The organism is Nostoc sp. DSM 114160, from assembly GCF_053470305.1.
In genome coordinates, this window is record NZ_JBPFGO010000001.1 from 1,469,023 (window position 1) to 1,492,372 (window position 23,350).

Here is a 23,350-nt window from a genome sequence, read left to right on the forward strand (position 1 = left end):
AGTTTTCTAAATTTGCTTTTTGACGATTTTGTATAAGAAAATACTATTTAACTGATTTGATACTCTTTCTTTAAGGTTTTGTGCCTCAATAATAGTATTAATACGTTAATTCTCTTGTTTATTTTAGTCTAAAATTAGACATTATTTATCAGAAAATCTTTATACGCATATATATTTTTGCCATACAATTAAATCCAGAGTATTTATCTATTTAAATAGAATAAAATTCATAGTTTTTTCAGAAAACAGTGAAAATAGTATAATTATTAGCCAAGTAGTATGTTTGTTAAGAAATTGTAATACATATTTCTTTAGGAAATAGTTGTTTTATTACACTAGTTTCACTCATATAATTTCCTTAACAACACAAAAACATTCATAGATGCGCTGTTTGCATTGATGAATTTAGTGTGATGTTATCTAAATCCTAACAATCAAGTGAGAACTAAAACTATGGAAAGCACCTTGTTTACTGCATTAAGCACCAACGAAGAAGCCAATCTGTCTGGTGGTGGTTATCCTTTCTTTAACGTGTCCGATAATAATGTAGTAATAGTAAACCAATATGCTAGTGCTAAAGCATATGGTTATAAACCAAAAGCATACGCTGCCAACTACAGCAACGTTTCTATCGGGAAATAGGGCAATAGGCAATTTGTATGAAGTTAAGTAGAAGGGAAATAATAAACGTAAAGACACGATTAACGTGTCTCTACTCAGGATAAAAGTTCACGTTTCAAGTAATTTACACTGTTGACGCAGGTTAAATTAATTTTGCGTGCGGCTTAATTGCTAATCGACTTAATCCTAGTAGCCATTAGCTGTTTCTCTATTGGCAGTCATCCTAACATACGTTTATTCCTATCCATCTACTTTTCTTTAAAAAAGTTAACAACGTGTTATTGATAATTGCTAGTGGTAATTATCAATAACACTTTACATAGGCTTTTGCTGACGATATCCATAACCTTTGATCGATCTTAAAGACAGGTAAGGATAGTACAAATTAATACAGTTTGTATCAACTTTTATTTAACAAAGTAAATTTAAGATAACTAACATAAGTTGCTGGTTACAGCCCTCTGAGCATCAAAATACGAGATTTTGTCTAAGTATTAAAACTATAGTACGACTAACTATGGGCTAAATTTTTAACCATGCAGGGATAAGACCCTGCTATTTTTTTGGTTTTGTCACGATATAAATACTGGAGTGCGAAATGAAATACCAAGTTGTTACACAACATAGTGAAGAAGATTGTGGAGCGGCTTGTCTTGCTTCCATTGCCAAACATTACCAGCGCAACTTTACACTAAATCACATCCGGGAAGCGGTAGGCACTGGTCAATTAGGAACAACATTGTTAGGACTGAGGCGGGGAGCCGAGGCACTTGGTTTCAATGCACGCTCAGTCAGAGCATCAAATGAAATATTAGACAAGATGAACCAAGCGCCACTACCAGCAATCATTCACTGGAGAGGCTACCACTGGGTTGTTTTGTATGGCCAAAAAGGCAAGAAATATATAGTTGCCGACCCAGCAGCTAACATCCGTTATGTCTCTAAAAAAGAGTTAACGGAGGCTTGGTCAGATAAAGTGATGCTCTTGCTGGAGCCAGATTCGGTTCGCTTTTATGCTCAACCCGATGATAAAATAGACGGCTTTGGGCGCTTTGTGCGGCGTGTATTGCCTTATGGAAAAATACTATTCGAGGCTTTTTTGTGCGCCTTACTTATCGGTCTGCTTTCATTAACTTCTCCATTCTTAATCCAAATTCTGACGGATGATGTACTAGTTCGGGGTGACACCCAGCTTCTTGCTGCTGTGATTATTGCCGTTGTGGTGATGAATCTTGTGTCAAGTAGTTTAAAACTAGTTCAATATAACCTGATTGCCCATTTTGCCCAACGGCTTGAGCTAGGATTAATTTTAGAATTTGCTAGGACAATCCTGCGGTTGCCTTTGACTTACTATGAATCGCGTCGCAGTGGCGAGATTGTGAGTAGATTGCAAGATATTCAACAAATTAATCAATTAATTTCTCAAGCAATTATTAGTTTACCAAGCCAATTATTTGTTGCAGCAGTTTCTTTAAGTTTCATGCTGTTCTATAGCTGGAAACTTACCTTAGTTGGTGTGATTATTGCGATTGTAATGAGTTTGTCTACGATTGTTTTTCTGCCTACACTTCAACAAAAAATCAGAAGTGTCTTAGTTTTAGATGCAGAAAACCAAGGTGTTCTCGTTGAAAGCTTTAAAGGCGCTTTGACACTCAAAACTACTACCGCCGCTCCCCAGTTTTGGGAAGAATTTCAAAACCGATTTGGTCGTTTAGCAAATCAAACATTCCGCACAGTTCAGATTGGAATTATTAACGGCATCTTCTCTAGTTTAGTTTCTAGTATTGGCAGCATTAGTTTGATTGGTTTCGGCAGCATCCTAGTTATTAACAAGGAACTCAGCATCGGTCAACTGCTGGCATTTAACGGAATGAATGGTAATTTTTTAGCATTCATTGGTACTGTACTCAACTTTATAGATGAATTTACTCGTGCAAAAACTGCTACGCAGCGCTTAACAGAAGTTATCGATTCCACACCTGAAAATCAAGGCGATACTAAAAAACCTTTTACGAAGATTCCTAACAAGGCTGATATTATTTGCACAAATCTCAACTTTCACTATCCTGGGAGACTAGAGTTACTGCAAGATTTCTCCCTAACTATTCCTGGCGGTAAAGTTATTGCTCTAATTGGTACATCTGGCTGCGGTAAAAGTTCTCTTGCTAAACTGATTGCAGGTTTATACTTGCCTAATTCTGGTAACATTCGCATTGGTATTTATAATCTACAAGACCTAGCCCTTGATTGTTTGCGGCAACAAGTAGTCCTTGTTCCGCAAGAAGCTCATTTTTGGAGTCGCTCTATTATTGATAATTTTCGGTTAGGTTCTCCTCACGTCACTTTTGAGCAAATTGTCGATGCTTGCCAAATTGCTGAGGCAGACGATTTTATAAGTAAACTACCTGAAAAATATCAAACTGTATTAGGTGAATTTGGGTCAAATATTTCTGGTGGACAACGGCAAAGATTGGCTATAGCTAGAGCCATTATCAACGATCCACCAGTTTTGATTTTAGATGAATCAACAGCTGGACTCGATCCAGTTAGTGAAGCTCAAGTTTTGAATCAGCTATTGTTGCATCGCCAAGGCAAAACTACGATTTTGATTAGCCACCGTCCGAGAGTAATTGTCCGTGCTGATTGGATTGTGCTATTAAATCAAGGCAAATTACAAATCCAGGGAACTGTGGAAGATTTGCGTGCCCAACCAGGAAACCATTTAGACTTTTTAACTCCTTAATTAAACTGATGGGCTTTTTAGCATTTTTCAGGTATTTAGACCACAACTTAGACGGGGAATAGAGAGTGGTGTCAATACTGCATAGATTTTGCCTAAAAAATAGAAATGTGTAGCGACTGTTTTAAAAGTCAAGCTACACCTACGCACCTGTGTACTCGATCGCGGCGCGATAAAGTTTGAAGTACCTCGAAACGACTTTTAAGTACCTCAAAACGACTTTGGAGTACCTCAAAACGACTTTGGAGTACCTCGAAACGACTTTGGAGTACCTCAAAACGACTTTTAAGTACCTCAAAACGACTTTTAAGTACCTCAAAACGACTTTTAAGTACCTCGAAACGACTTTTAAGTACCTCAAAACGACTTTTAAGTACCTCGAAACGACTTTGGAGTACCTCAAAACGACTTTTAAGTACCTCAAAACGACTTTGGAGTACCTCAAAACGACTTCGAGGTATCTGTTTTACAAATATTCTTAACCGAGCAGTCTTGATATCCATCCTTGCTGCGAGTAAGTCGATTTAAGCGTGGGGTAATAATTACTAATTACGTAAATTTACGGAGTACGACTTTAGGCAGAATCATCAATTAGGAATCATGTTGACTTACAGTTAGATCCCCAACTTATTAGAGAAATCGGGGATCTTATTATTAATGAATGATTGAAGTTGGTTATAGACAAAGCAAGTCTCAAGCATTACTTTGATGAACTCAAAGCTAAACCTAAATAAATTACTATTTCTTCTAAAGTTTTGGCTGATAATTTTAGACAACAATCTAGCCATTTTTGATTATTTTCCATCAATAAAGGTCATCAACCTTTATTTTTAATAAAACAGTAAATATACTGATGTAATTTTGTGAGTTAAAAACTCTAACCATTGCAACCATTAATCAAAATGCTATATGTCTTTTTTGTTTCTAAACCATGAATTAAATATCACAATTTCCTAAAACAAGGCTATTTGTCAGGAAAATGAGATATTGGTACTGAGGGATTCATAAAAACTTATTTAATAAAATCTTTTGTATATATATACTTGTCGTTAAGAAGTATTAAGAAATTCTTATTAAAGAATATTGCAATAGCTTGATTTAATTGCTAACGTGTGTATGACAGCGATGCTGATGAACGCTCGGATCTAGGAGAAATAAAATCTATGAGCTATATCTATTCAGCCAAGTGTGTTAGGCTTTGACGGGTTCAAAACGAGAAATTTCTGCCTCATATAGACAACTATGAGGGATTGCAGATTAACCAAGAAATGTCTCGTTGCTAAAGGCTTAGTTTCAGTTTGATTTCAATTGCGATTGATTATTTGTCTTACTTTGTGCCGACAAGTGAGTAGTTTTTGCTTGTGTGTATCGGCAATAACGAGGAGTTTGGTAAGACTTAAATTTTGGAGAATAAAACTAATGGAGATTCAAGGTAAAGTTGCCCTAATTACAGGGGCTTCGCGTGGAATTGGACGAGCGATCGCCATCGAATTAGCGCAACAAGGCATCAAGCGGATGATATTGGTAGCACGCGATCGCCGCAAGTTACTAGAGGTAGCCAACGAAATCGAGGCGATGGGTACGGAAGCTGCGATCGTGGCTTTAGATTTAACGCAGACAATAGAAGTGAATATCGCTGTTGCCCAACTCTGGCGCAATTATGGACAGATTCACCTGCTGGTTAATTGTGCGGGAGTCGCATACCAAAGTTCATTTCTGCAATCTAAAATGCCTCAAGTTCAAGAAGAAATTTCTGTGAACTTGTTAGGAATGTACAACCTCACTAGTTTGATTGCTCGACGCATGGCCAGCCAAAAACAAGGGACAATTGTCAATGTATCGAGCTTGATGGGGAAAGTTGCAGCACCAACGATGGCGACATACTCAGCAACCAAGTTTGCCATCTTAGGATTTACCCAAGCCTTGCGCCAAGAATTAGCCGAACACAATATCCGCGTCATTGCATTACTGCCTTCCCTGACAGACACAGACATGGTGCGCGACTTAAAATTATTTCGCTGGGCGATCCCCATGACTCCCCAGCAAGTAGCTAAAGCACTCGTCACCGGAATGCAGAATGATTCATCAGAAATTTTAGTTGGATGGCAAAGTCATTTAGCCGTGTTGTGTCAACGCCTCGCCCCTTGGTTGTTAGAGCTAATTTTACGATTAGCAACACCGCCAGCACCAAGCAAACAACGGCTGATTGAAAAACTTATCCCTTCGCGTAGCGTTTCGTAGATAAGGGAAGACACCGAGAGCGATCGCTGACTCAGCATTCCTGAATAAACTTCTTTGAAATCTTCAGTTGTTTGGCTTTACCCTTGTGCAAAAAAGTAAGGCTCGCAGTGCCAAGAAAAGCTAATAAGCTGAAAGTAGAAGTAGATTCAGGAACAGACTTGGAATTCTCAATTTTGATAACTTGTCCAAGTCCAGGGCGATCGCCTTGGTTTGTCACGTAAATAGCATCATCAGCACCAATAGTCAAAGCAGTAGGAGACTCTAATCCATTGCCACTAAGAATAGTTGTGCGAGTCCCATCAGGAGCTATTTTAATTACCGAACCATCTAGATTACCTTTCCAGAGTGACTGATTGGCGTACTGTAAAGCATATAAATTACCTTGACTATCAAAATCTAAGTCAGTAAGTTGAGTAAATCCATCGCTATAAACTGTTGGTTTATTATCAGCACCAACTCGATAGATTTTTGCTTCACCTTCGGGAAAAGGAAAACCAGTTAATTGGCTAATATAATAAGCGCCATCTGGGCCTTTGGCGACATTTGTCGGTACTGCTTGGATTTCAAATGGCGATGACGATGGGCCAGTGGGGAAAATTGGATTAGTTAATGTCTGCCGGGGAATTGTGGCGATCGCTTTCAAATTACTTCCATCAGTCCCTACAGTGAGTAACTCATTAGCACCAGCATCAACTGCAACAATCTTATTTCCATCTAAAAGAATAGAGAAGGGATTGCTAATTACATCGCCTCCATCAGGATTATTTGCAAGTTCATAATTAGCTAAATCAGTCACACTAGTCCAGGAATTTGTATTGAAATTAGCAGTGATGATTTTTCCTAAATCAGTGTTACCTAATGTGGCGCGAAATGTGGGATTTGAACCATACCCAATTGCAATATAAGGCTTGCCAGTAGCATCAAATTTTATATCTTGAGGCCCAGAAGTATCAGTACCATCTGGTAATGCTAAAGAAGGAAGTCCTGTCAGTATACGTTGTTGCGTACCATTTCCAATTTTGGTTACTGCACCAGTTGTGCCATAACATAAAGATTGGTTTGCAACGCTCGGTGAAGGAACACAAGCTCCACTGCCGCCTGTTCCTGCTTCTGTAACGTAGAGACTTCCATCAGGAGCAAAACTTAGACCCCGTGGATTATTAAGACCATCGGCAATTACTGAAAATGATGCCGCTTCTGCTGCTTTCATTCCCGAAAAAGCAGCAATACAAACACTCAAAAATGTAATTCCAAATTGTTTTAGTTTCATGAGACTCCTCCTAAAATTAAATTTGCGTAAGCATAGAAGAGAAAATTTTATGTTGATAAATAATAATATTTAATGTGTATACTTTCTGTGGATTTCACAGTTTATTAAAAGAGGGAAACAGATGCAAACCCAGAAAGCCAGATGAAATCTGAATTTCTGAATTTTGAGTTGTATCATACCATTTCCAAAAATCTTTGCAACATCATGAATTGGCTATAGGGGCGTACAGATGTACGCTTATAGCAACAAAATTAAATAGGATTACTGGATATGTTCTAACGCTTTTTATACAAGTGTGAGAATCGAACTGTTGAATTATAGTGCGGGACTACAAGACGATCGCAGTTTGCATCAATACATAAAGTTGCAGTTCAGAAATTGCTGGGCGATCGCATAATTAGACATACCTTGTTTCGGAGCAATCAGAAATGCTTTCTTCCCCCACAACCCTGACTCCTTTGCCCGAAATCATTGATGGCTTACCGAATATTTCTGGTTGGGAAACAGAGGTTCTCTCTGTAGTTAACCAAGATCGACCAGTATTTTTACCAACCACGAATATTCGTTTAGAAGATGTAAATGCTGTGTTTGCGATCGCTTTACACATGCACCAGCCAACTATACCTGCTGGAAATGGTGGTACACTCATCAGCAATCTGCAATATATGTTTGAACATCCCCATGAAGGGGATAACCACAATGCCGATCCTTTTGCCTATTGTTACAGCCGGATGGGAGACTTCATCCCGGAACTTGTAAGTCAAGGTTGCAATCCGCGTGTGATGTTGGATTACTCTGGTAATCTGCTGTGGGGACTACGGCAAATGGGACGCGGTGATGTTCTCGATAACCTTAAACGGATTACTTGCGATCGCACCTACCAACCTTATGTAGAATGGCTGGGTACAATGTGGAGTCATGCAGTTATTCCTTCCACACCCATAGCAGATATTAAATTGCAGATCGTTGCATGGCAACATCACTTTGCGGCAATTTTTGGTTGGGAAGCATTAGCGCGAGTCAAAGGATTTTCGCCCCCAGAAATGCACCTACCAAATCACCCCGATGCTCTCTTTGAATTTGTGAAAGCGCTGAAAGAATGTGGATATCGCTGGCTACTTGTTCAAGAACATTCTGTAGAAACTCTTACTGGTCAATCTCTCACTTATAAACATTTACCACATCGTCTAATTGCCCGGAATTCTCAAGGCGAAACAATTAGCATCACAGCTTTAATTAAAACCCAAGGTTCGGATACTAAATTAGTTGCTCAGATGCAGCCTTATTATGAAGCAAAAACATTATCCAAACAACAAATTGGGGATGTATTTGTGCCACCAATAGTTAGCCAAATTGGCGATGGTGAAAATGGCGGCGTGATGATGAATGAATTTCCGAGCGCTTTTAAACAAGCTTGGTGGGATATGGTAAATAATGGGGGAGGAAAATCAGGTGTTGTTGGTGTGTGTGGTACAGAATATTTAGAATTAATCGAAGCAGCAGGATGCACACCTGAAGATTATCCAACTTGTCAGCCAGTGGGACAACATCAAATTTGGCAGCGAGTTTTACCAGAGAATATTCAACCGGAAGCTGTAGAGAATGCCATTCAAGAATTAAAGCAAATAAACTCTAATTTTCATCTAGATGGAGCCTCGTGGACAAATCATATCAGTTGGGTAAAAGGATATGAAAATGTGTTGTCTCCCATGTATCAATTAAGCAGTTTATTTCATCAAAAGATCGATCCATTACTGCAAACTGACTCAGCAGAACCGATTACTAGACAATCTCAATACCGTAACGTTCTCCTACATAATCTTTTGCTGCAAACCAGTTGTTTTCGTTATTGGGGACAAGGCGCTTGGACTGATTACGCGCGGGAAATTTATCAACGTGGCGAAAGCTTACTGCAAAAGACATTTTAATTAATGGATGTTTAGGGACTTCCAAGAAATAAATTATCCAATCTTGTGGGGTGGGCGCTCATGTTGCCCACCCCACAATAAGTAATTTGTCTCGTTCCCAGTCTCAGACTGGGAATGCCGTTCTACAGGCTCTGCCTCCCTTGCTGGCGGCTCTGCCGCCAGGAGCAGCATTTCTAGCCTCTGGCTGTAAACGAGGTTTTAAAAGGGTTTGCGCTTAAGTTGACACCAATGGCAAGATGCCTACCCCACAATAAGTAATATCATGTCCGGTTAAAGACTTATCATTAAGACCGCAGGGGGCAGGGGGAAAGAGGTTTTCCTGGTTTTTGCACAGATGCGGGAATCATAACTAATTAGGCGGACATGATATAATTGAGTATTTTGTTATTTGGAAGTCCCTTAGCCGTAACGCACTGTATTTCTTGGTGCGTTACGCCTGTTTTAACGCACCCGACAAATTAATGCTTGCTGAATCTACCAAAATAAATACGCGATATACCGAAATGAGAAAGTAATCAAGCATTTTGAGAAAGCAATATGCCTTTTTGCTTGCTGAATCTACCGAAATGAGAAAGCATTTAAGCTTTTTGATAAAGCAATATGCCTTTTTGCTTGCTGAATTTACCGAAATGAGAAAGCATTTAAGCATTTTGAGAAAGCAATCAAGCATTTCGAGAAAGCATTTAAGCATTTTCCTTAACGAATTTAGTCAAAAGATGAAGTTAAAGTGAACTTACTGAAAATATTCCTTATAATTTCGATGCCAAAGTAAATATTGGGTTTTATCCTTGAACACAACCTACAAATAAATAGACCTCTTGCAAAAGTATTTTTGCAAGAGGGGGGGGGAAAGGTAAAAAGTTAAAGGGAAAGGGTTTTTCTTACCCCTTACCCCCTTTCTCTTTTCTCGACTTCTGCAATAAGTCTAATAGATAAACAAGAGGTTTAGAACCTATTTATAAAGTAAAATATTAAGTAGGTGTGTTACGGCTATGCAAGGATTTGGGAGTTTAAAAAAGTGTTATAGTAATGCTTAACGTATCCCACAATTTAATGTTTACTAAAGCAAGTAAATTAGTTTTTCAATAGGCAGTATCAATGAAAAATATTTATGAAATTTTAGAAATGATTAAACCAAGACCAGCAATGTATTTAGGACAGCGTTCCTTAACTGCGTTAGATGGATTTATTGGTGGCTATTCTTGTGCTCTGGCGCAAAATGGGATCTTTTATGGAGAAGAGACACCTCCTTTTACACAGTTACCACGACTGGGTAGCTCGATATTATAAATGGAATGAATCAACAGCAGGATGGAAAAATATCATTCTCCAAGAAGTTGGAGACGAAGCAAAAGCATGTGATGTATTCTTTGAACTCTTTGAATTATTTAAGCAAAGATTTCCTGTACCCAAGTATCGTGTTTTTTTAAATCAAAACCATAAATATACTGGAGCTATATATCGACGTATATGTATAGATGGGATAGAAAAAGACTTAGATCCACCTAAAGAAATTAGAATTGTGCAATATACAACAGATGCTGGCTTTTACCGTTTCGATGTATCACAAGCTGGAGAAATTACTGAAATTGGCTATTTTGAAACAGAAAAGTTACTTATGGAACAAGTTAATATAGAGTTTCAAGTTTCTTTGGATGAATGGGAAACCTTAAATACTATTTAATTCTTTGTCTCTTAAACTGATAAAAGAATAATTTAAACACAAATAAATGCTGATTTAAAAATCAGTATTTTAACAATTATTGATTGGAAAATGTTCACATTTAGCTTATTTTCCTAAAAGCATATTGCTACACCAAAGGTAACAATATTTCAAATTTTGTACCTATACCAGCTTGTGAATGAAAATTTAATTTACCACCATGTCTCACAGTGATAATTCGATAACTTACTGCTAAACCAGTATTTTTACCATTCTTTGTTTCCAGAGAAAAAGACTCCGTAATTTGTTGTTGTAATTCTTCAGACATTCCAGAGCCATTGTCAGCAATGCGAATCAAAACCCAGCGAGAATCTGGTGCATCTGGGTTGCTTGCTTCTTGTGATATAACTTCTGTGGTAATCTCAATTCGGGGTTTTTGAACAGTTTTTGTCTCTTCTAAATGTAACTGCTGTCGCACTCCTTCATTGAGTAAAATATCTACAACTTCACTTAAAATACTCATCAAAACCTGGTTTAATTGCCCCATAAAGCAATATACTGGGGGTAATTGACCGTAGTATTTGACGATTTCAATTTCTCCTTGAAGACGGCTATTAATTAATAAAATAATACTATCGATACAAGCGTGTAAATCTACGGGCTTAGGAAAAAGTTCATCAATATGACAGAAGTTTTGCAAGCTAGTAACGAGTTTTTTTAATCTTTCCGCTCCCGTGCGAATACTAGCAAGCGATCGCGATAAATCTTGTTCTAAAAAATCAAATTCAATTTCTTCTTTAATTTGGTTAATTGCCGGAGAAACTGATGGTAACTCTTGCTCGTAAGCTGCGATTAGTTTGAGTAAATCTTGACTGTAGTTTGAAACATAAATTATGTTACCCCAAATAAAACCCACTGGGTCTAAAATTTCGTGGGCTACACCGTCTACTAAACGCCCCAAATTTGCCATCTTATCATTTTGAATCATTTGGGCTTGACTGCGTTCGTACCGGATCAGATTGTCGATTCCCCGAATTTGCCAAGAAATAATATTCAATTCTTGGACATCTAATAATCTATAAGCACCAGATTGGGTTTCTACTACAATTGGTTCTGCTAATAATTCTGGCGATCGCTTTAAGCTCAGTTGCATTGTAGTTAAAATCGATGTTGTATCAGCAACCACCAACATCGGTGTCCGCACATAGCTGTAGAGAACAGCTAATGGTTGCTGAACAAATAACTCTTGTCCGAATGGACGAATCAAAAATTCCAGTAGTCGCCGCCGCGAAATCATCCCAATAAACTGTCCCTGTTCTACCAAAATTACTCCTGGTAGTAGGGGGTATTTGTCCAAAAAACTAGCCACTTCCATCCCGGTGTGGCTAATTTCCACCGAGAAATTATACATTGGTAGTTCTTGGAGGGTTGAATCTAAACCAAGATCGCGATCGCTACCCTCAGACAAAAATGGCGGTGAAATTTGGCAACTGAATTCTTCTGGCACTAGACACCCTGATTTTTTCAAAGACAGGTAAAGAATAAGTTAATATTTTACATTCTGCCACCCTCAAAATCTGGTTTTAGTTTAGGTATGTAATAAAACCAAGGGTCTATCAAGCTGAAAATATTTCTCAGGCGACTGAAAGTAATTGGCGTGCAATTTATCATCTGGGTGGAGAATATTGAGAAAGCGATGTCTACGACGGTCACTGAGCGCAGCCGTTCGCGCAGCGTCTCGTAGAGAAGTGCGGGCTACGCAAGCTAAACTAAAAATAACCTTTACCAAGAGTGCAAAGGTAGCGTTATGACCTCTATAACCAATCCACCCAACGCCCTCGCTCCTTTCCCTTTCCCGGATCATACTCAACTTCCTGAGTCCAATGGTACGTTCGTGAAAAATTGGCAAGAGCATCCCCAAAGCCTCCTACTAACTGACTCTATTACACCCCTCCTCAAGCAATTAAATCCTGAAGGTGAATACTGTATAGGGCAAGACTTAGGGATTTACTGGCGGTTGACCGATCCCCTTGAAAAAGGCGCGGAAGCACCAGATTGGTTTTATGTCCCGAATGTACCATTTTTGCTCAATGGACAAACCCGACGTTCTTATGTGATGTGGCGAGAGTTTATTGCCCCGTTGATTGTCTTAGAATTTGTCTCTGGGGACGGAAGTGAAGAACGAGATAAAACTCCTTTGAAGGGTAAATTTTGGATTTATGAGCAGGTGATTCGTCCTGCCTTTTACGGCATTTATGAAGCGAGTAAAGCCAGCCTAGAAGTTTATCATCTAATTGAAGGACAGTATCAAGTTTTACCAGCAAATGAACGAGGACATTATCCTATAGTTGCTTTGGGTGTTGAATTAGGCTTATGGCAGGGAACATATCAGAATGTAGAATTACCCTGGCTGCGTTGGTGGGATTTACAAGGTAATTTGTTGTTGAGTGGCGATGAAAGAGCAGAACAAGAATCCCAAAGAGCAGAACAAGAATCCCAAAGAGCCGAACAAGAATCCCAAAGAGCAGAACAAGAATCCCAAAGAGCCGAACAAGAATCCCAAAGAGCCGATCGCCTAGCTGCCCAATTGCGATCGCTCGGCGTTGAACCAGAAATCTAATACCGTACTACAAACTACGAATTACGTTAGCGACGCAGAAGCCTCATTACGAATTACGAATTACGAATTAAAAAAGGGCTGGTGTAAAAGAGTCATCTGTGGCTTAATTTGTTTAGACACAAATTTTACTGCTAGCAGGGTAATCACGATGACAAATAGACCTCCTTCCGAACCGGAGTCATCCCCAAAAACGGCCCTTGGCTTTGATGAATTTATAGCCATTTTGGTTGCCTTCACCACTATCGGAGCGATTCTTTTTTGGTCATTGTCCCGCAGAGATTCTAGCTGGAACTTAAACGGATTGCTGTTGCCTTCCTCCACTCTATCTCCTAGCGTTCAACCAAATCAAGTATTGCCCTCTCCTACTGGCAAGGTAGAACCTTATACAGTCCCCAACAACGTTTTGCCCTATTCTTCACCTGAAGCTGTTGTTGAACCCAAGACACCTTCATTCCCAACTAACAGCGCAACTCCTTACCGCGCAACGTTACCATCTATTCTGGTAATCCCAACTCAATCCCCACAACCACAAAGACCTATATCTCCTGCAACAGAACTTGAGTCATCACTCAAATCATCAGCGTTGCCTTTAGTAACTCCGGCAAAACCAAAATCAATCATTCCGCCGCCAATTGCATTTAACGATGTGCCTAATGACTTTTGGGGTAGGCGTTTTATAGACGTTCTTTCTGCCCGTGGGATTCTCAAAGGGTTTCCTGATTATTCTTTTAGACCAAATCAGCCTGTAAACCGCGCTGAATTTGCTGCCATACTAGAAAAAGCTTTTGACCAAGAACCGTCTAAGACTGCGATCGCATTTCAAGATGTACCAACAAAATTCTGGGCAACTTCAGCAATTGACCAAGCCATCAGTGCGGGATTTCTCAAGGGCTACCCGAAAAAAACCTTCAAACCACAACAAAATATTTCACGAGTGCAAGTTTTAGTTGCCCTTGTCAGTGGGTTGAATTTAAAAGCACCCACTTCTCCAAATCAGATTATCAGTGTCTATAAAGATGCTAAAGACATTCCATCTTATGCTGTAGGCAAAATTGCTGCTGCTACAACCAATGGTCTGGTAGTTAACTATCCAAATCCTCAAGTCCTCGATCCCAACAAAGTAGCTAGTCGCGCGGAAGTGGCGGCGATGATTCATCAAGCTTTAGTCAAACGGGGCAAACTGGCGGCAATTACATCTCCGAATATAGTGCGTAGGGCTAGCCCGCCGCAGGTATCGCCTAAAATATCTCCAGAACTTCCACAGACTCCAAAACCGAACCCAAAAGTTAAATTGCCCACCGGAGGTTCGCCTCAACAATAATTATTAATTTGTAATTAAACCAAGGATCGCAGGAAGCGACTTCTACGGGTACTAGCGTTATGGGTGTAGTCTTGATATTACAAATTCTTAGAGATTTTATCAGGAACTTTGAGAGAAGACTGGACACCGACTTCCGGCGTCCAGTCTTCAGGAATTTGGAATTAGAGCGTACTTCTACAAAGAGCAAGCTATGCGTAGCGTCTCATAGAGAAGCGATAAGATATTAAGCTTCTGGAATTTGTTTGCCGACAACTTGTGATTTAAGAGTGGTGATTTCACTCGTTAACTCTTTCCTGGTTGAGGCTTTGAGTAAATAACGGTAAACAAACCAGGCAGAGTAACCAATACCGATCAGCTCAAAAGTAGGTGCTACCAAAGGGATATCATTCAAAGCATCTAATATTGCCAAGAGTACTTTAACGGCAACAATTGATCCTACAATCAAACCAACTGTTACCAGGGGTTGCTTATATTGATTAAAGAAGCTTCCCAGATAATCTGGTAATGTTGCTAAAAAGGTAGAAATTTGCTCCCCGTATTTTAGCCATTCATCTTGAGACTGTGCCGGAGGCTGGAGTTTGGTGATGGTTCCCGTTTGGCTGTTGATCTCTGCCACTGTAGTTTCTTTAGATGGGGTTTCGGTAAATTCTTGTTCTGGCATTTTCACTCCTATTAATTTGACAGTTGAGTTTTTCTAATCTGGATAATTACAACCAAAAGATTGTTGATTAGGTAATGTACTTGTGAATCAGTACAATTTGGTGAAAGGCACAAAAAGATTTTAGTGTCCTATAACCATAGTTGCCCCATACTATCTACTGCATCAACTACAAGATAGACAGTCAGTAGGAGAATAGAACTCAGAAGGCAGCAGGATGTATTATAATCAACTTCCTGAGTTCTATTTTTGGAATCAACTGGAATCCTCAGGTTGTGATTATCCCATTCTGTGTCATTTGCTCATAATCGTACTAAATCTAAGTACAAATTATGCAAAAATCACTCCACTTCTCATTTATATAAGCCTAGAAGCCGATTTTATCCGATATTAAAGCTATCTTAAGCCGCGTTCGTCAATTCACGCATTCGTATTGATATTAATACGTAATAAATTTTTTTGTGCGTTCATATAGACTAGACTTTTAACCTGTTTTATGATAATTGTGCCTGGAATGTGGGAGCAGGGGAGCATACTTCTCTACGAGAGGCTACGCCAACGACTACGCTCAGTAACCAGGGGGGCAGGGGGACAAGGGGACAAGGGGACAAGGAGATAAACAAAACTCTTAACTCTTAACTCTTAACTCAGCACACAGCACTCAGCACTCAGTACTCCCAACGCCCTGTTTGGCCAATCCCCAATCCCCAATGTCCCATCCCCAACAAGTATAAAACCTTTTGTTTTTTTCCTGATTGTATTAATTTTATAAGGAAGCAGTAAGGTAGAGTAGTGGCTTAAGCGATCGCAAGAACTCATTGCTTGCTATCAACTGCATATTGTGGAAAGTAGTGTAGTAGTAAGGAGAAGACGCTCTCAGGTGGGTCTTTGGTGGAGGAAATTATATCGTCGATCCTAAAAAAAGTCAGTTATTTTAAACTAGTAATTATACTTAGATAAATAGTTGGAAAATTTACTTATATAATTTAAGGTGGTACTAATTATCTAGCAAGCAATGATTTGCTCTTGCGATAAAAGAAGATAATGTAGATGTTAATGACTAATTAAGGTATTTTGACAATCTAAACTAATTTGATTATTTTTGCGGGAAGGCAAGGAGGTTTGAGAAATGCCGACTCAAAAGCCAACCCCTATCTACAGCAGTTCAGAAAGCAAAAAAGTGTCAGCCGAAGAGCCATCGACAGACGAACTCCCAACTATAGAATTTCCTTCACGAGGGAAACTCAAAGCTAGTTCTTGGCGTATCCATCAAAAAATTGGTTATGGGTACTTTGTAGCTATTGGAATTGGCTTTTTTGGCTCACTGACTGGGTTAGTGATTGCTAATTACTACCGAGGAAGGGAAGTTAGACAATTCAATCAAGCTTATGAACAAGGACAACTACTGAGTAATTATAAAGATGCAGTAGTAGGGGCGCAATTACATAGTTATAACCTAGTTGCTGTATTAGAAAATTCACAACAACTGCAAAGCAAAAAAGCTGATTTTCTGGAAAATGTTGAAAAAGCCAAGCAACTAGAGTCAAAAATTGGCGGATTTATCGATAGTAAACCTAAAAGACTAGCAGCAACAAGTTCAACTTTACAGACATTATTGCTGGATTATAAGACTAATTTAAAAGCCTACGTTGACCAAATCGAGGTCGTCTTACAGAAAATTGACTCCCCAAAAGTGCAGCCTCAGAAAATTTCTTCGGCCCGATCGCAGTTATTAACAATAATGCGTGGTGAAACAGCCATGCGCCTAGACCAGCTTTCTCAAAGCTTGACTAACATCCTGCAAACTGCCCAAGATCAAGAGCAAGAAAGGCAAAATGCCGTTGAGCAGGCGAGAATAGTTGAACGGTTGATCGTGATCGTGAGTATGCTGGTTTCGGTAGCGATCGCAGCGATTGTAGCTTGGCGTACTAGTCGAGCGATCGCTGAACCAGTTATCACTGTAACCCAGGTAGCTGAACAAGTTGCAAGGAAACATAATTTTGATTTGCGAGCGCCTGTTACCACTGAAGATGAAATTGGGCTACTTGCCAAATCTCTAAATCGTCTGATTGAGCGCGTATCTGAGCGAACAAAAGAACTACAACAAGCTAAAGAATTAGCCGAAGCTGCTAGCAAAGCAAAAAGCATATTTTTGGCCAATGTCAGCCACGAATTACGCACACCGTTAAATGCTGTCATTGGCTTAAGCCAACTACTAGAAGACGACGCTACCGATCTTGGTTTATCGCCAGACTTTATCACCGACTTAGAAACAATTAACGCTGCTGGTAAGCATCTACTGCACTTGATTAACGAAATCCTCGACTTGTCAAAAATTGAAGCGGGGAAAATGACCCTGTATCCTGAGACATTCGAGATTGCCACGCTGATTCATAACGTTGTTCTCACAGTCAAACCAGCTATAGAAAAAAATGCCAATATTTTAGAAGTCAATTTTGATGAGCAACTTGGCACAATGTACGCCGATCAAACTAGGATGCGGCAGGTATTGTTAAACTTACTCAGCAACGCCAGTAAATTTACTACAAACGGCAAGGTAACGCTGACAGTCAACATAGAAAAGGATGAATTTCGACCGGAAGCTCCTTTGGGCAGCATTATTTTCACCGTTACCGACACAGGTATTGGTATGTCTAACCGTCAACAGCAGCAGTTATTTCAACCTTTTACCCAAGGTGATACTTCAACGACGAAAAAGTATGGAGGTACAGGACTGGGTTTGGCAATTAGCCGCCACTTTTGTCAGATGATGGGTGGTGAAATTATTGTCAAAAGTCAGCCAGGAATTGGTTCTACTTTCACTATTCGTCTGCCAATGACTGTGCAGGATTGAATGGGGGATTGGGGATTGGGCATTGGACATTGGGGATTGGGCATGGAAAAGAGACAAGGTAGACAAGGAAGAGGGGGAAGACTTGGGAGAGATTTGTTCAATAATTCCCCCTTGTCCCCCTGCTCCCTGCTCCCTGCTCCCTTGCTCCCTGCTCCCTGCTCCCTGCTCCCTGCTCCCTGCTCCCCTGCTCCCTGCTCCCGTTTCCCCTGAATTAAGTAATGATACTCACCCTCCCTGTATCCAAGTCGTAACGTCCTCCGACAATTTTCAATTTGCCTGACTCCACCTGCTCAGTTAAAAGCTTTGAGCGCTTCAATCGTTCAATTTGATATTGCACGTTTGCCACCACAGCATTTTCAACTGCATCGCCCGACTGATCTTTGACCTTTTCCACTGCTGGCTTAATTGCCTTCACAAAAGTACTAATATCACCGAGTAACGATTCGTTTTGGACAGCTGCGGTTACTGCGCCACAACGCTCATGACCCCATCACCATCAGCAGTGGAGAACCTAATAAGACAACTGCATATTCAATACTGCCGATCGCTTCATGTGTGGCAATATTTCCGGCAATCCGAACATCAAAAATGTCTCCAATGCCTTGATCGAAAACAATTTCTGCGGGTACTCGTGAATCCGCACAACTAAGAATAGTTGCAAATGGATGTTGAGCTTGAGCAACTTCGTGCAGCCGCAGCTCAGATTGATCGGGGTATTGGGGATGATGAGCGACAAAGCGCTGATTTCCGTCAATCAGCTTTTGCAATGCTGCATCGGGACTGAGAGATTCAGGGGAAGTTGAGGGAATTTCGGCAGCTTTAGCCTGTTCTACCCGCCAAAGTAAATCGCTGGCAGATAGCATCATCCCACACGCCCCGGTCATTCCTAACTTCAAAAAGTCACGACGTTCTATGAAATGCTTCATTGAATTTATCACTCTCTTAAGTAAGTCGGCGGGAAAAAATCAAATTATATGAAGAAAAATTAACTAGCCTACAACCCTCTTTCCTCCTGCCTCCAGCAAGAACTGCCTTCTGCTTTATCCCAACTACAAATATTTACGCCAACCTACTTACATCGACGCAACACATCTGACAGAGCGAATCTCCATTACATCGGAAACGTAACAAGTACCTCCGAACTTATTAAGGACTGGTTTGATATTTTCGACAACACGCTTGAGTTGTTCTGGCATACAAAACGCGAGGATGTAAACATTATCAAGCATGGTCATGTCTAAATCTTCTGTCGTTCCTCGTAATCCTTTACCAACAACATTTCGGATTACGGCATGGTTATGTACACCCGACTTGTCTAAATTATCTAAAATTTTGGCAAGCTCAAAGGAGTTAGCGATAATTTCTATCTTTTTAACTACGTGCATATTATTACCTCCAAAATAGGTTAATTCCGTAGAGATATAACGGAATTCCCACAATAATATTGAACGGGAATGTTACTGCTAAAGCGGTTGAAACATACAGGCTGGGATTTGCTTCGGGAACAGTCATCCGCATAGCCGCAGGGACAGCGATGTAAGAAGCACTGGCACACAATACAGCGAACAACAGCGAATCTCCGCGAGGCATACCGATAAATTTGGCGATCGCTAATCCAATTCCTGCATTGAGTATTGGAATTAGTATGGCAAATAAAATCAGGAAAACTCCGGTTTTTTGCAAGTCTTTAATTCTTCTGGCAGCCACTAGTCCCATATCTAGTAAAAAGAAGGTAAGAATGCCATAAAACAATCCTTGAGTAAAGGGTTCTAATACGTGCCAACCACGTTCTCCTGTCAAGACGCCGATTAAGAGGCTACCGACTAGTAGAAAAACTGAACTATTAAGAAATGCTTCTTGCAAAACTTCCGACCAAGCAAATTCTCGCTTTTCATCGGCGGTGAATATACTTACCAAGATCAGACCTACAATGATCGCCGGAGATTCCATCAGGGCCAGAGCTGCTACCATATAACCATCATACTGAATACCAAGCTCAGTGAGAAAAGCACCAGCAGTGATGAAAGTAACGGCACTGATAGAACCATAGGTTGCTGCGATCGCCGCAGCATCGTAAGTATCCAGTTTCCACTTCAGGATAAAAAAGGTGTAAATTGGAACAACACAAGCCATCAACATTGCTGCCAGGAGTGTTAGAATTACTTCCTGATTCAGTCCGCTTTTGATTAGTTCTACTCCTCCTTTAAAACCAATTGCAAACAGCAAATACAACGAAAGCAGTTTGGGTACTGGTGGGGGAATTTCTAAATCAGACTTGACAAAAATAGCAGTCATGCCTAAAAAGAAAAACAGAATTGGCGGATTCAAAATGTTGGATACAACTAAGCTAAAATCCATATCCACCCCTCTTTATACTTGTGAAACCTACAATTCAAGAAATTTTTCATCTTTAAAAATTTAACGGTTCAATGATGATGTATCTGGTATTGTTACCTAATGTAAATTGGGTACTCAAAGAGTGAATAGTCTTATTGGTGACTATACTTTCTGTTAGGTATTACAGTGTTTTTCAAGCAAATAAACCACGGTCTAGGAAACATTGTCATGTCCCCACAAAAACGTATTGGGGCAATTTATTAATTTAATTGCCCCTACTGTTGACAACAGAACAAGTTAGAGCTTGCTCACGATGTTTTGATGTTTGATTCCCCGTGGCTGATTTTACGACACAACGCACCGGAATAACTAGTGGCTAAGTTTTCTACGTAGAAAAATTAACGTATTGTTATGGCAATTATGAATTGCCCCGACAATGTTGTGGTCGATGTTTCGCGGATTTTTGGCATAAATCCGATAAAGATGATACCTGACAATCTTTGTTGACCAAGTTTCGTTAGGATGTTGTAATCTGGGCAATAGCGACTTTCTATTGATGTGACCCCAGGCGTAGGCGTAGCCCGCACTTCGGCTGCGCTCAGTGACCGTCGGAGACATCGCTTTTTCACATCTATGACAACAACCATCGACTTTCTCAGTCACCTTAACCCCAGCCAACGTCAAGCTGTCGAACACTACTGCGGCCCGTTGCTAGTTGTTGCTGGCGCAGGTTCCGGTAAAACACGAGCGCTGACTTATCGCATTGCAAATCTAATTTTGAAACACCGTGTCGATCCAGAAAATATCCTGGCGGTTACTTTTACCAATAAAGCCGCGCGGGAAATGAAAGAACGGATTCAACGCTTGTTTGCCGAACAACTGGCGATGAAACAACACGGTCAGCGATTGGATTTGTTGACAGAATACCAACAAACGCTACTGCGATCGCAAGTTTACAAAGATACGATTAAAGACTTATGGTGTGGCACTTTCCACAGTCTCTTTTCTCGCATTCTCCGCTTTGATATTGAAAAATACGTAGACGAAAAAGGACGCAAGTGGAATCGCAATTTTTCTATCTTTGATGAATCAGATGTAATAAGTTTAATAAAAGAAATCGTTAACAAAGAACTAAATTTAGACGATAAGAAGTTTGATGCTCGCTCTGTCCGCTACGCTATTAGTAACGCCAAAAACCAAGGCTTTTCACCCCAAGAATTTGAAAACGAGCAACCCAATTATCGCGGCCGGGTAATTGCCGATGTTTATAATCGCTATCAAAATAAATTAGCAGAAAATAACGCTTTGGATTTTGACGATCTAATTCTCGTACCTACTAGATTATTTCAACAAAATGAACAAGTATTAGGTTATTGGCATCGTAAGTTTCGCCATATTCTCGTAGATGAATATCAAGATACTAACCGAACTCAATATCAACTTATTCATTTATTGGTAACTAATGGTGAAACCAAAAAGAGTGAATGGGAATGGGAAAATCGCTCAGTTTTTGTAGTTGGTGATGCAGACCAATCTATTTACAGTTTTCGCATGGCAGATTTCACCATTTTGCTGGAATTCCAAAATAACTTTGGTGATGGTTTAGCAGATGATGATACCCGCACAATGGTAAAACTTGAGGAAAATTATCGTTCTTGTGAAAATATTCTGCAAGCAGCTAACGAACTGATTGAAAATAACACCCAACGAATTGATAAAATTCTCAAACCGACGCGGGGGCCGGGCGAGCAAATTTATTCTCATAAAGCGGATAATGAACTAGAAGAAGCTGACTTTGTAATTCATCAAATTCGCACTTTAGAACAGAAAAATCCTGAATTAAATTGGGGTAGTTTTGCCATACTTTATCGGACAAATGCCCAATCTCGTCCTTTTGAAGAATTGCTAGTTAAATTTCAAATTCCTTACACAGTTGTAGGGGGAATGAGATTTTACGATCGCAAAGAAATTAAAGATGTAGTTGCTTATTTAAGAGCGATCGCTAACCCAGCTGATACAGTCAGTTTATTACGAGTCATCAATACTCCCCGGCGGGGAATTGGCAAAACCACTATTGACGCTTTGGTAAACGCCTCTCAACAACTAGGGACAACTTTGTGGGAAATACTTATCGATGAAACATCAGTTAATACACTAGCTGGACGGGCAACAAAAGCTGTAAATAACTTTGCCGCAATGATTAGCCGTTGGCAAGGACAAGTCGCTACGCTTCCGGTGACAGAGGTTTTGCAAGGAATATTAGAAGACTCTGGTTATGTTCAAGACTTGATGAATCAAGGCACAGATGAAGCCACAGATCGGGTACAAAACGTTCAGGAACTTTACAACGCCGCACTGCAATTTCAAGAAGAAAACGAAGAAATTTCCCTGCGAGATTTTTTAAGTAGTGCTGCCCTCAGTTCGGATTTGGATAACTTAAAAGAAGGGCAGACAGCCGTTTCTTTGATGACTTTGCACGCTTCCAAAGGTTTGGAGTTTCCCGTAGTGTTTTTAGTAGGATTAGAACAAGGGCTATTTCCCGGCTACCGTTCGCTGTCCGATCCGGCATCTTTGGAAGAAGAACGCCGCCTGTGTTATGTGGGGATTACTCGCGCCCAAGAAAGGTTATATTTGTCACACGCGCGGGAACGGCGTTTGTATGGTTCGCGCGAACCTGCGGTGCGATCGCAATTTCTCGACGAATTGCCAGAAGAATTATTAACTACTCAACGCCTGAGTCGTCAAAGTTATACCAAAAGTGCCTCTATTTCTAATGGAAAGCAAGACACGAAGCAGAATTGGCAAGTAGGCGATCGGGTATTACATAAAATCTTTGGTCTTGGTGAAATCACTCATGTTTTTCCAAGGGGTAATAATCTTTCTGTAGCGATTAAGTTTGCTAGTATTGTTTCACCAAAAATTATTGATCCCAGAGTAGCGCAGTTGCAACGAGTAGAGTAAGAGGTTTCTAAACGACCAAATAGACTGACTATACTTTGATGGTGTGTTGCTACAGAACAAGCTGTGTCAACTACAGAAGAAGCATTTATAGCTCCAGAACATACTGTACTAACTAAAACTTGTTCATTTGTAGCTC

17 protein-coding genes and 1 pseudogene are annotated in these 23,350 nt (G+C 40.1%); 9 read left to right on the forward strand and 9 right to left on the reverse strand.

The annotated features are described in order from the left end of the window. The first annotated feature begins 453 nt into the window (after positions 1-453). Together NSTCB13_RS07005 and NSTCB13_RS07010 are read left to right on the forward strand one after the other, a co-directional pair. Positions 454-642 carry a hypothetical protein gene (locus tag NSTCB13_RS07005; protein ID WP_448271773.1) on the forward strand — a complete coding sequence of 63 codons (189 nt, stop codon included), beginning with the start codon at positions 454-456 and terminating at the stop codon, positions 640-642. Between the two features lie 577 nt (positions 643-1,219). After that, positions 1,220-3,364 carry a peptidase domain-containing ABC transporter gene (locus NSTCB13_RS07010; RefSeq protein WP_448271774.1) on the forward strand — a complete coding sequence of 715 codons (2,145 nt, stop codon included), beginning with the start codon at positions 1,220-1,222 and terminating at the stop codon, positions 3,362-3,364. Positions 3,365-3,492: 128 nt separating this feature from the next. On the opposite strand, the gene NSTCB13_RS07015 is transcribed toward NSTCB13_RS07010, so the two are convergent. Next, the gene (locus NSTCB13_RS07015; protein WP_448271775.1) at positions 3,493-3,864 is read right to left on the reverse strand and encodes a hypothetical protein; all 372 of its coding nucleotides are present in this window, start codon (positions 3,862-3,864) and stop codon (positions 3,493-3,495) included. Positions 3,865-4,780: 916 nt separating this feature from the next. Here NSTCB13_RS07015 and NSTCB13_RS07020 point away from each other — a divergent pair. Further along, entirely contained in the window at positions 4,781-5,602 is an 822-nt protein-coding gene (locus tag NSTCB13_RS07020; RefSeq protein ID WP_448271776.1) for an SDR family NAD(P)-dependent oxidoreductase, read from the forward strand. A 31-nt stretch (positions 5,603-5,633) separates the two neighbouring features. On the opposite strand, the gene NSTCB13_RS07025 is transcribed toward NSTCB13_RS07020, so the two are convergent. Continuing rightward, positions 5,634-6,872: a ScyD/ScyE family protein gene (locus NSTCB13_RS07025; RefSeq protein WP_448271777.1), complete on the reverse strand. Its 1,239-nt coding sequence runs from the start codon at positions 6,870-6,872 to the stop codon at positions 5,634-5,636. A gap of 428 nt (positions 6,873-7,300) precedes the next feature. Between NSTCB13_RS07025 and NSTCB13_RS07030 the strand changes: the two genes are divergently transcribed. Next, positions 7,301-8,800, forward strand: coding sequence for a glycosyl hydrolase family 57 (locus NSTCB13_RS07030; protein WP_448271778.1), 1,500 nt, complete (start codon positions 7,301-7,303; stop codon positions 8,798-8,800). 1,180 nt (positions 8,801-9,980) lie between these two features. After that, positions 9,981-10,484: a hypothetical protein gene (locus NSTCB13_RS07035; RefSeq protein WP_448271779.1), complete on the forward strand. Its 504-nt coding sequence runs from the start codon at positions 9,981-9,983 to the stop codon at positions 10,482-10,484. A 127-nt stretch (positions 10,485-10,611) separates the two neighbouring features. Here NSTCB13_RS07035 and NSTCB13_RS07040 read toward each other — a convergent pair whose 3' ends face one another. Next, positions 10,612-11,970, reverse strand: coding sequence for a sensor histidine kinase (locus NSTCB13_RS07040; RefSeq protein WP_448271780.1), 1,359 nt, complete (start codon positions 11,968-11,970; stop codon positions 10,612-10,614). Between the two features lie 81 nt (positions 11,971-12,051). Further along, entirely contained in the window at positions 12,052-12,252 is a 201-nt protein-coding gene (locus NSTCB13_RS07045) for a hypothetical protein (RefSeq protein ID WP_448271781.1), read from the reverse strand. Between the two features lie 18 nt (positions 12,253-12,270). Between NSTCB13_RS07045 and NSTCB13_RS07050 the strand changes: the two genes are divergently transcribed. Then, positions 12,271-13,083: a Uma2 family endonuclease gene (locus NSTCB13_RS07050; RefSeq protein ID WP_448271782.1), complete on the forward strand. Its 813-nt coding sequence runs from the start codon at positions 12,271-12,273 to the stop codon at positions 13,081-13,083. 148 nt (positions 13,084-13,231) lie between these two features. Then, on the forward strand, positions 13,232-14,404 hold the full coding sequence (locus tag NSTCB13_RS07055) for an S-layer homology domain-containing protein (RefSeq protein ID WP_448271783.1): 1,173 nt from the start codon (positions 13,232-13,234) through the stop codon (positions 14,402-14,404). 223 nt (positions 14,405-14,627) lie between these two features. On the opposite strand, the gene NSTCB13_RS07060 is transcribed toward NSTCB13_RS07055, so the two are convergent. After that, the gene (locus NSTCB13_RS07060; RefSeq protein WP_445628915.1) at positions 14,628-15,065 is read right to left on the reverse strand and encodes a CAAD domain-containing protein; all 438 of its coding nucleotides are present in this window, start codon (positions 15,063-15,065) and stop codon (positions 14,628-14,630) included. Between the two features lie 1,126 nt (positions 15,066-16,191). Between NSTCB13_RS07060 and NSTCB13_RS07065 the strand changes: the two genes are divergently transcribed. After that, positions 16,192-17,916, forward strand: a complete 1,725-nt coding sequence (locus NSTCB13_RS07065) for an ATP-binding protein (RefSeq protein WP_448271784.1) — start codon at positions 16,192-16,194, stop codon at positions 17,914-17,916. Positions 17,917-18,127: 211 nt separating this feature from the next. On the opposite strand, the pseudogene NSTCB13_RS07070 reads toward NSTCB13_RS07065, so the two are convergent. The 4 genes and pseudogenes from NSTCB13_RS07070 to NSTCB13_RS07085 all read right to left on the reverse strand — a co-directional run bounded on the left by NSTCB13_RS07070 (position 18,128) and on the right by NSTCB13_RS07085 (position 20,871). Continuing rightward, positions 18,128-18,830 (reverse strand): annotated as a pseudogene (locus NSTCB13_RS07070) (carbonic anhydrase). A gap of 159 nt (positions 18,831-18,989) precedes the next feature. After that, positions 18,990-19,301, reverse strand: coding sequence for a P-II family nitrogen regulator (locus NSTCB13_RS07075; RefSeq protein ID WP_322695628.1), 312 nt, complete (start codon positions 19,299-19,301; stop codon positions 18,990-18,992). 4 nt (positions 19,302-19,305) lie between these two features. Continuing rightward, positions 19,306-20,274 carry a sodium-dependent bicarbonate transport family permease gene (locus NSTCB13_RS07080; RefSeq protein WP_445628918.1) on the reverse strand — a complete coding sequence of 323 codons (969 nt, stop codon included), beginning with the start codon at positions 20,272-20,274 and terminating at the stop codon, positions 19,306-19,308. A gap of 348 nt (positions 20,275-20,622) precedes the next feature. After that, positions 20,623-20,871 (reverse strand): hypothetical protein, encoded by a 249-nt coding sequence (locus tag NSTCB13_RS07085; protein WP_445628919.1) that lies wholly within the window; start codon positions 20,869-20,871, stop codon positions 20,623-20,625. Between the two features lie 15 nt (positions 20,872-20,886). Here NSTCB13_RS07085 and pcrA point away from each other — a divergent pair, with 15 nt between their 5' ends. Beyond that, positions 20,887-23,214, forward strand: coding sequence for a DNA helicase PcrA (gene pcrA / locus NSTCB13_RS07090; RefSeq protein ID WP_448271785.1), 2,328 nt, complete (start codon positions 20,887-20,889; stop codon positions 23,212-23,214). Positions 23,215-23,350: the final 136 nt, after the last annotated feature.

What these genes read in the sequence shown, in the direction of transcription:
- NSTCB13_RS07005 (WP_448271773.1), top strand. Translation starts at nt 454, where the DNA reads ATGGAAAGCACCTTGTTTACTGCATTAAGCACCAACGAAGAAGCCAAT.
- NSTCB13_RS07010 (WP_448271774.1), top strand. Translation starts at nt 1,220, where the DNA reads ATGAAATACCAAGTTGTTACACAACATAGTGAAGAAGATTGTGGAGCG.
- NSTCB13_RS07015 (WP_448271775.1), bottom strand. Translation starts at nt 3,864, where the DNA reads ATGGATATCAAGACTGCTCGGTTAAGAATATTTGTAAAACAGATACCT.
- NSTCB13_RS07020 (WP_448271776.1), top strand. Translation starts at nt 4,781, where the DNA reads ATGGAGATTCAAGGTAAAGTTGCCCTAATTACAGGGGCTTCGCGTGGA.
- NSTCB13_RS07025 (WP_448271777.1), bottom strand. Translation starts at nt 6,872, where the DNA reads ATGAAACTAAAACAATTTGGAATTACATTTTTGAGTGTTTGTATTGCT.
- NSTCB13_RS07030 (WP_448271778.1), top strand. Translation starts at nt 7,301, where the DNA reads ATGCTTTCTTCCCCCACAACCCTGACTCCTTTGCCCGAAATCATTGAT.
- NSTCB13_RS07035 (WP_448271779.1), top strand. Translation starts at nt 9,981, where the DNA reads ATGGATTTATTGGTGGCTATTCTTGTGCTCTGGCGCAAAATGGGATCT.
- NSTCB13_RS07050 (WP_448271782.1), top strand. Translation starts at nt 12,271, where the DNA reads ATGACCTCTATAACCAATCCACCCAACGCCCTCGCTCCTTTCCCTTTC.
- NSTCB13_RS07055 (WP_448271783.1), top strand. Translation starts at nt 13,232, where the DNA reads ATGACAAATAGACCTCCTTCCGAACCGGAGTCATCCCCAAAAACGGCC.
- NSTCB13_RS07060 (WP_445628915.1), bottom strand. Translation starts at nt 15,065, where the DNA reads ATGCCAGAACAAGAATTTACCGAAACCCCATCTAAAGAAACTACAGTG.
- NSTCB13_RS07065 (WP_448271784.1), top strand. Translation starts at nt 16,192, where the DNA reads ATGCCGACTCAAAAGCCAACCCCTATCTACAGCAGTTCAGAAAGCAAA.
- NSTCB13_RS07075 (WP_322695628.1), bottom strand. Translation starts at nt 19,301, where the DNA reads ATGCACGTAGTTAAAAAGATAGAAATTATCGCTAACTCCTTTGAGCTT.
- NSTCB13_RS07080 (WP_445628918.1), bottom strand. Translation starts at nt 20,274, where the DNA reads ATGGATTTTAGCTTAGTTGTATCCAACATTTTGAATCCGCCAATTCTG.
- NSTCB13_RS07085 (WP_445628919.1), bottom strand. Translation starts at nt 20,871, where the DNA reads ATGTCTCCGACGGTCACTGAGCGCAGCCGAAGTGCGGGCTACGCCTAC.
- pcrA (WP_448271785.1), top strand. Translation starts at nt 20,887, where the DNA reads ATGACAACAACCATCGACTTTCTCAGTCACCTTAACCCCAGCCAACGT.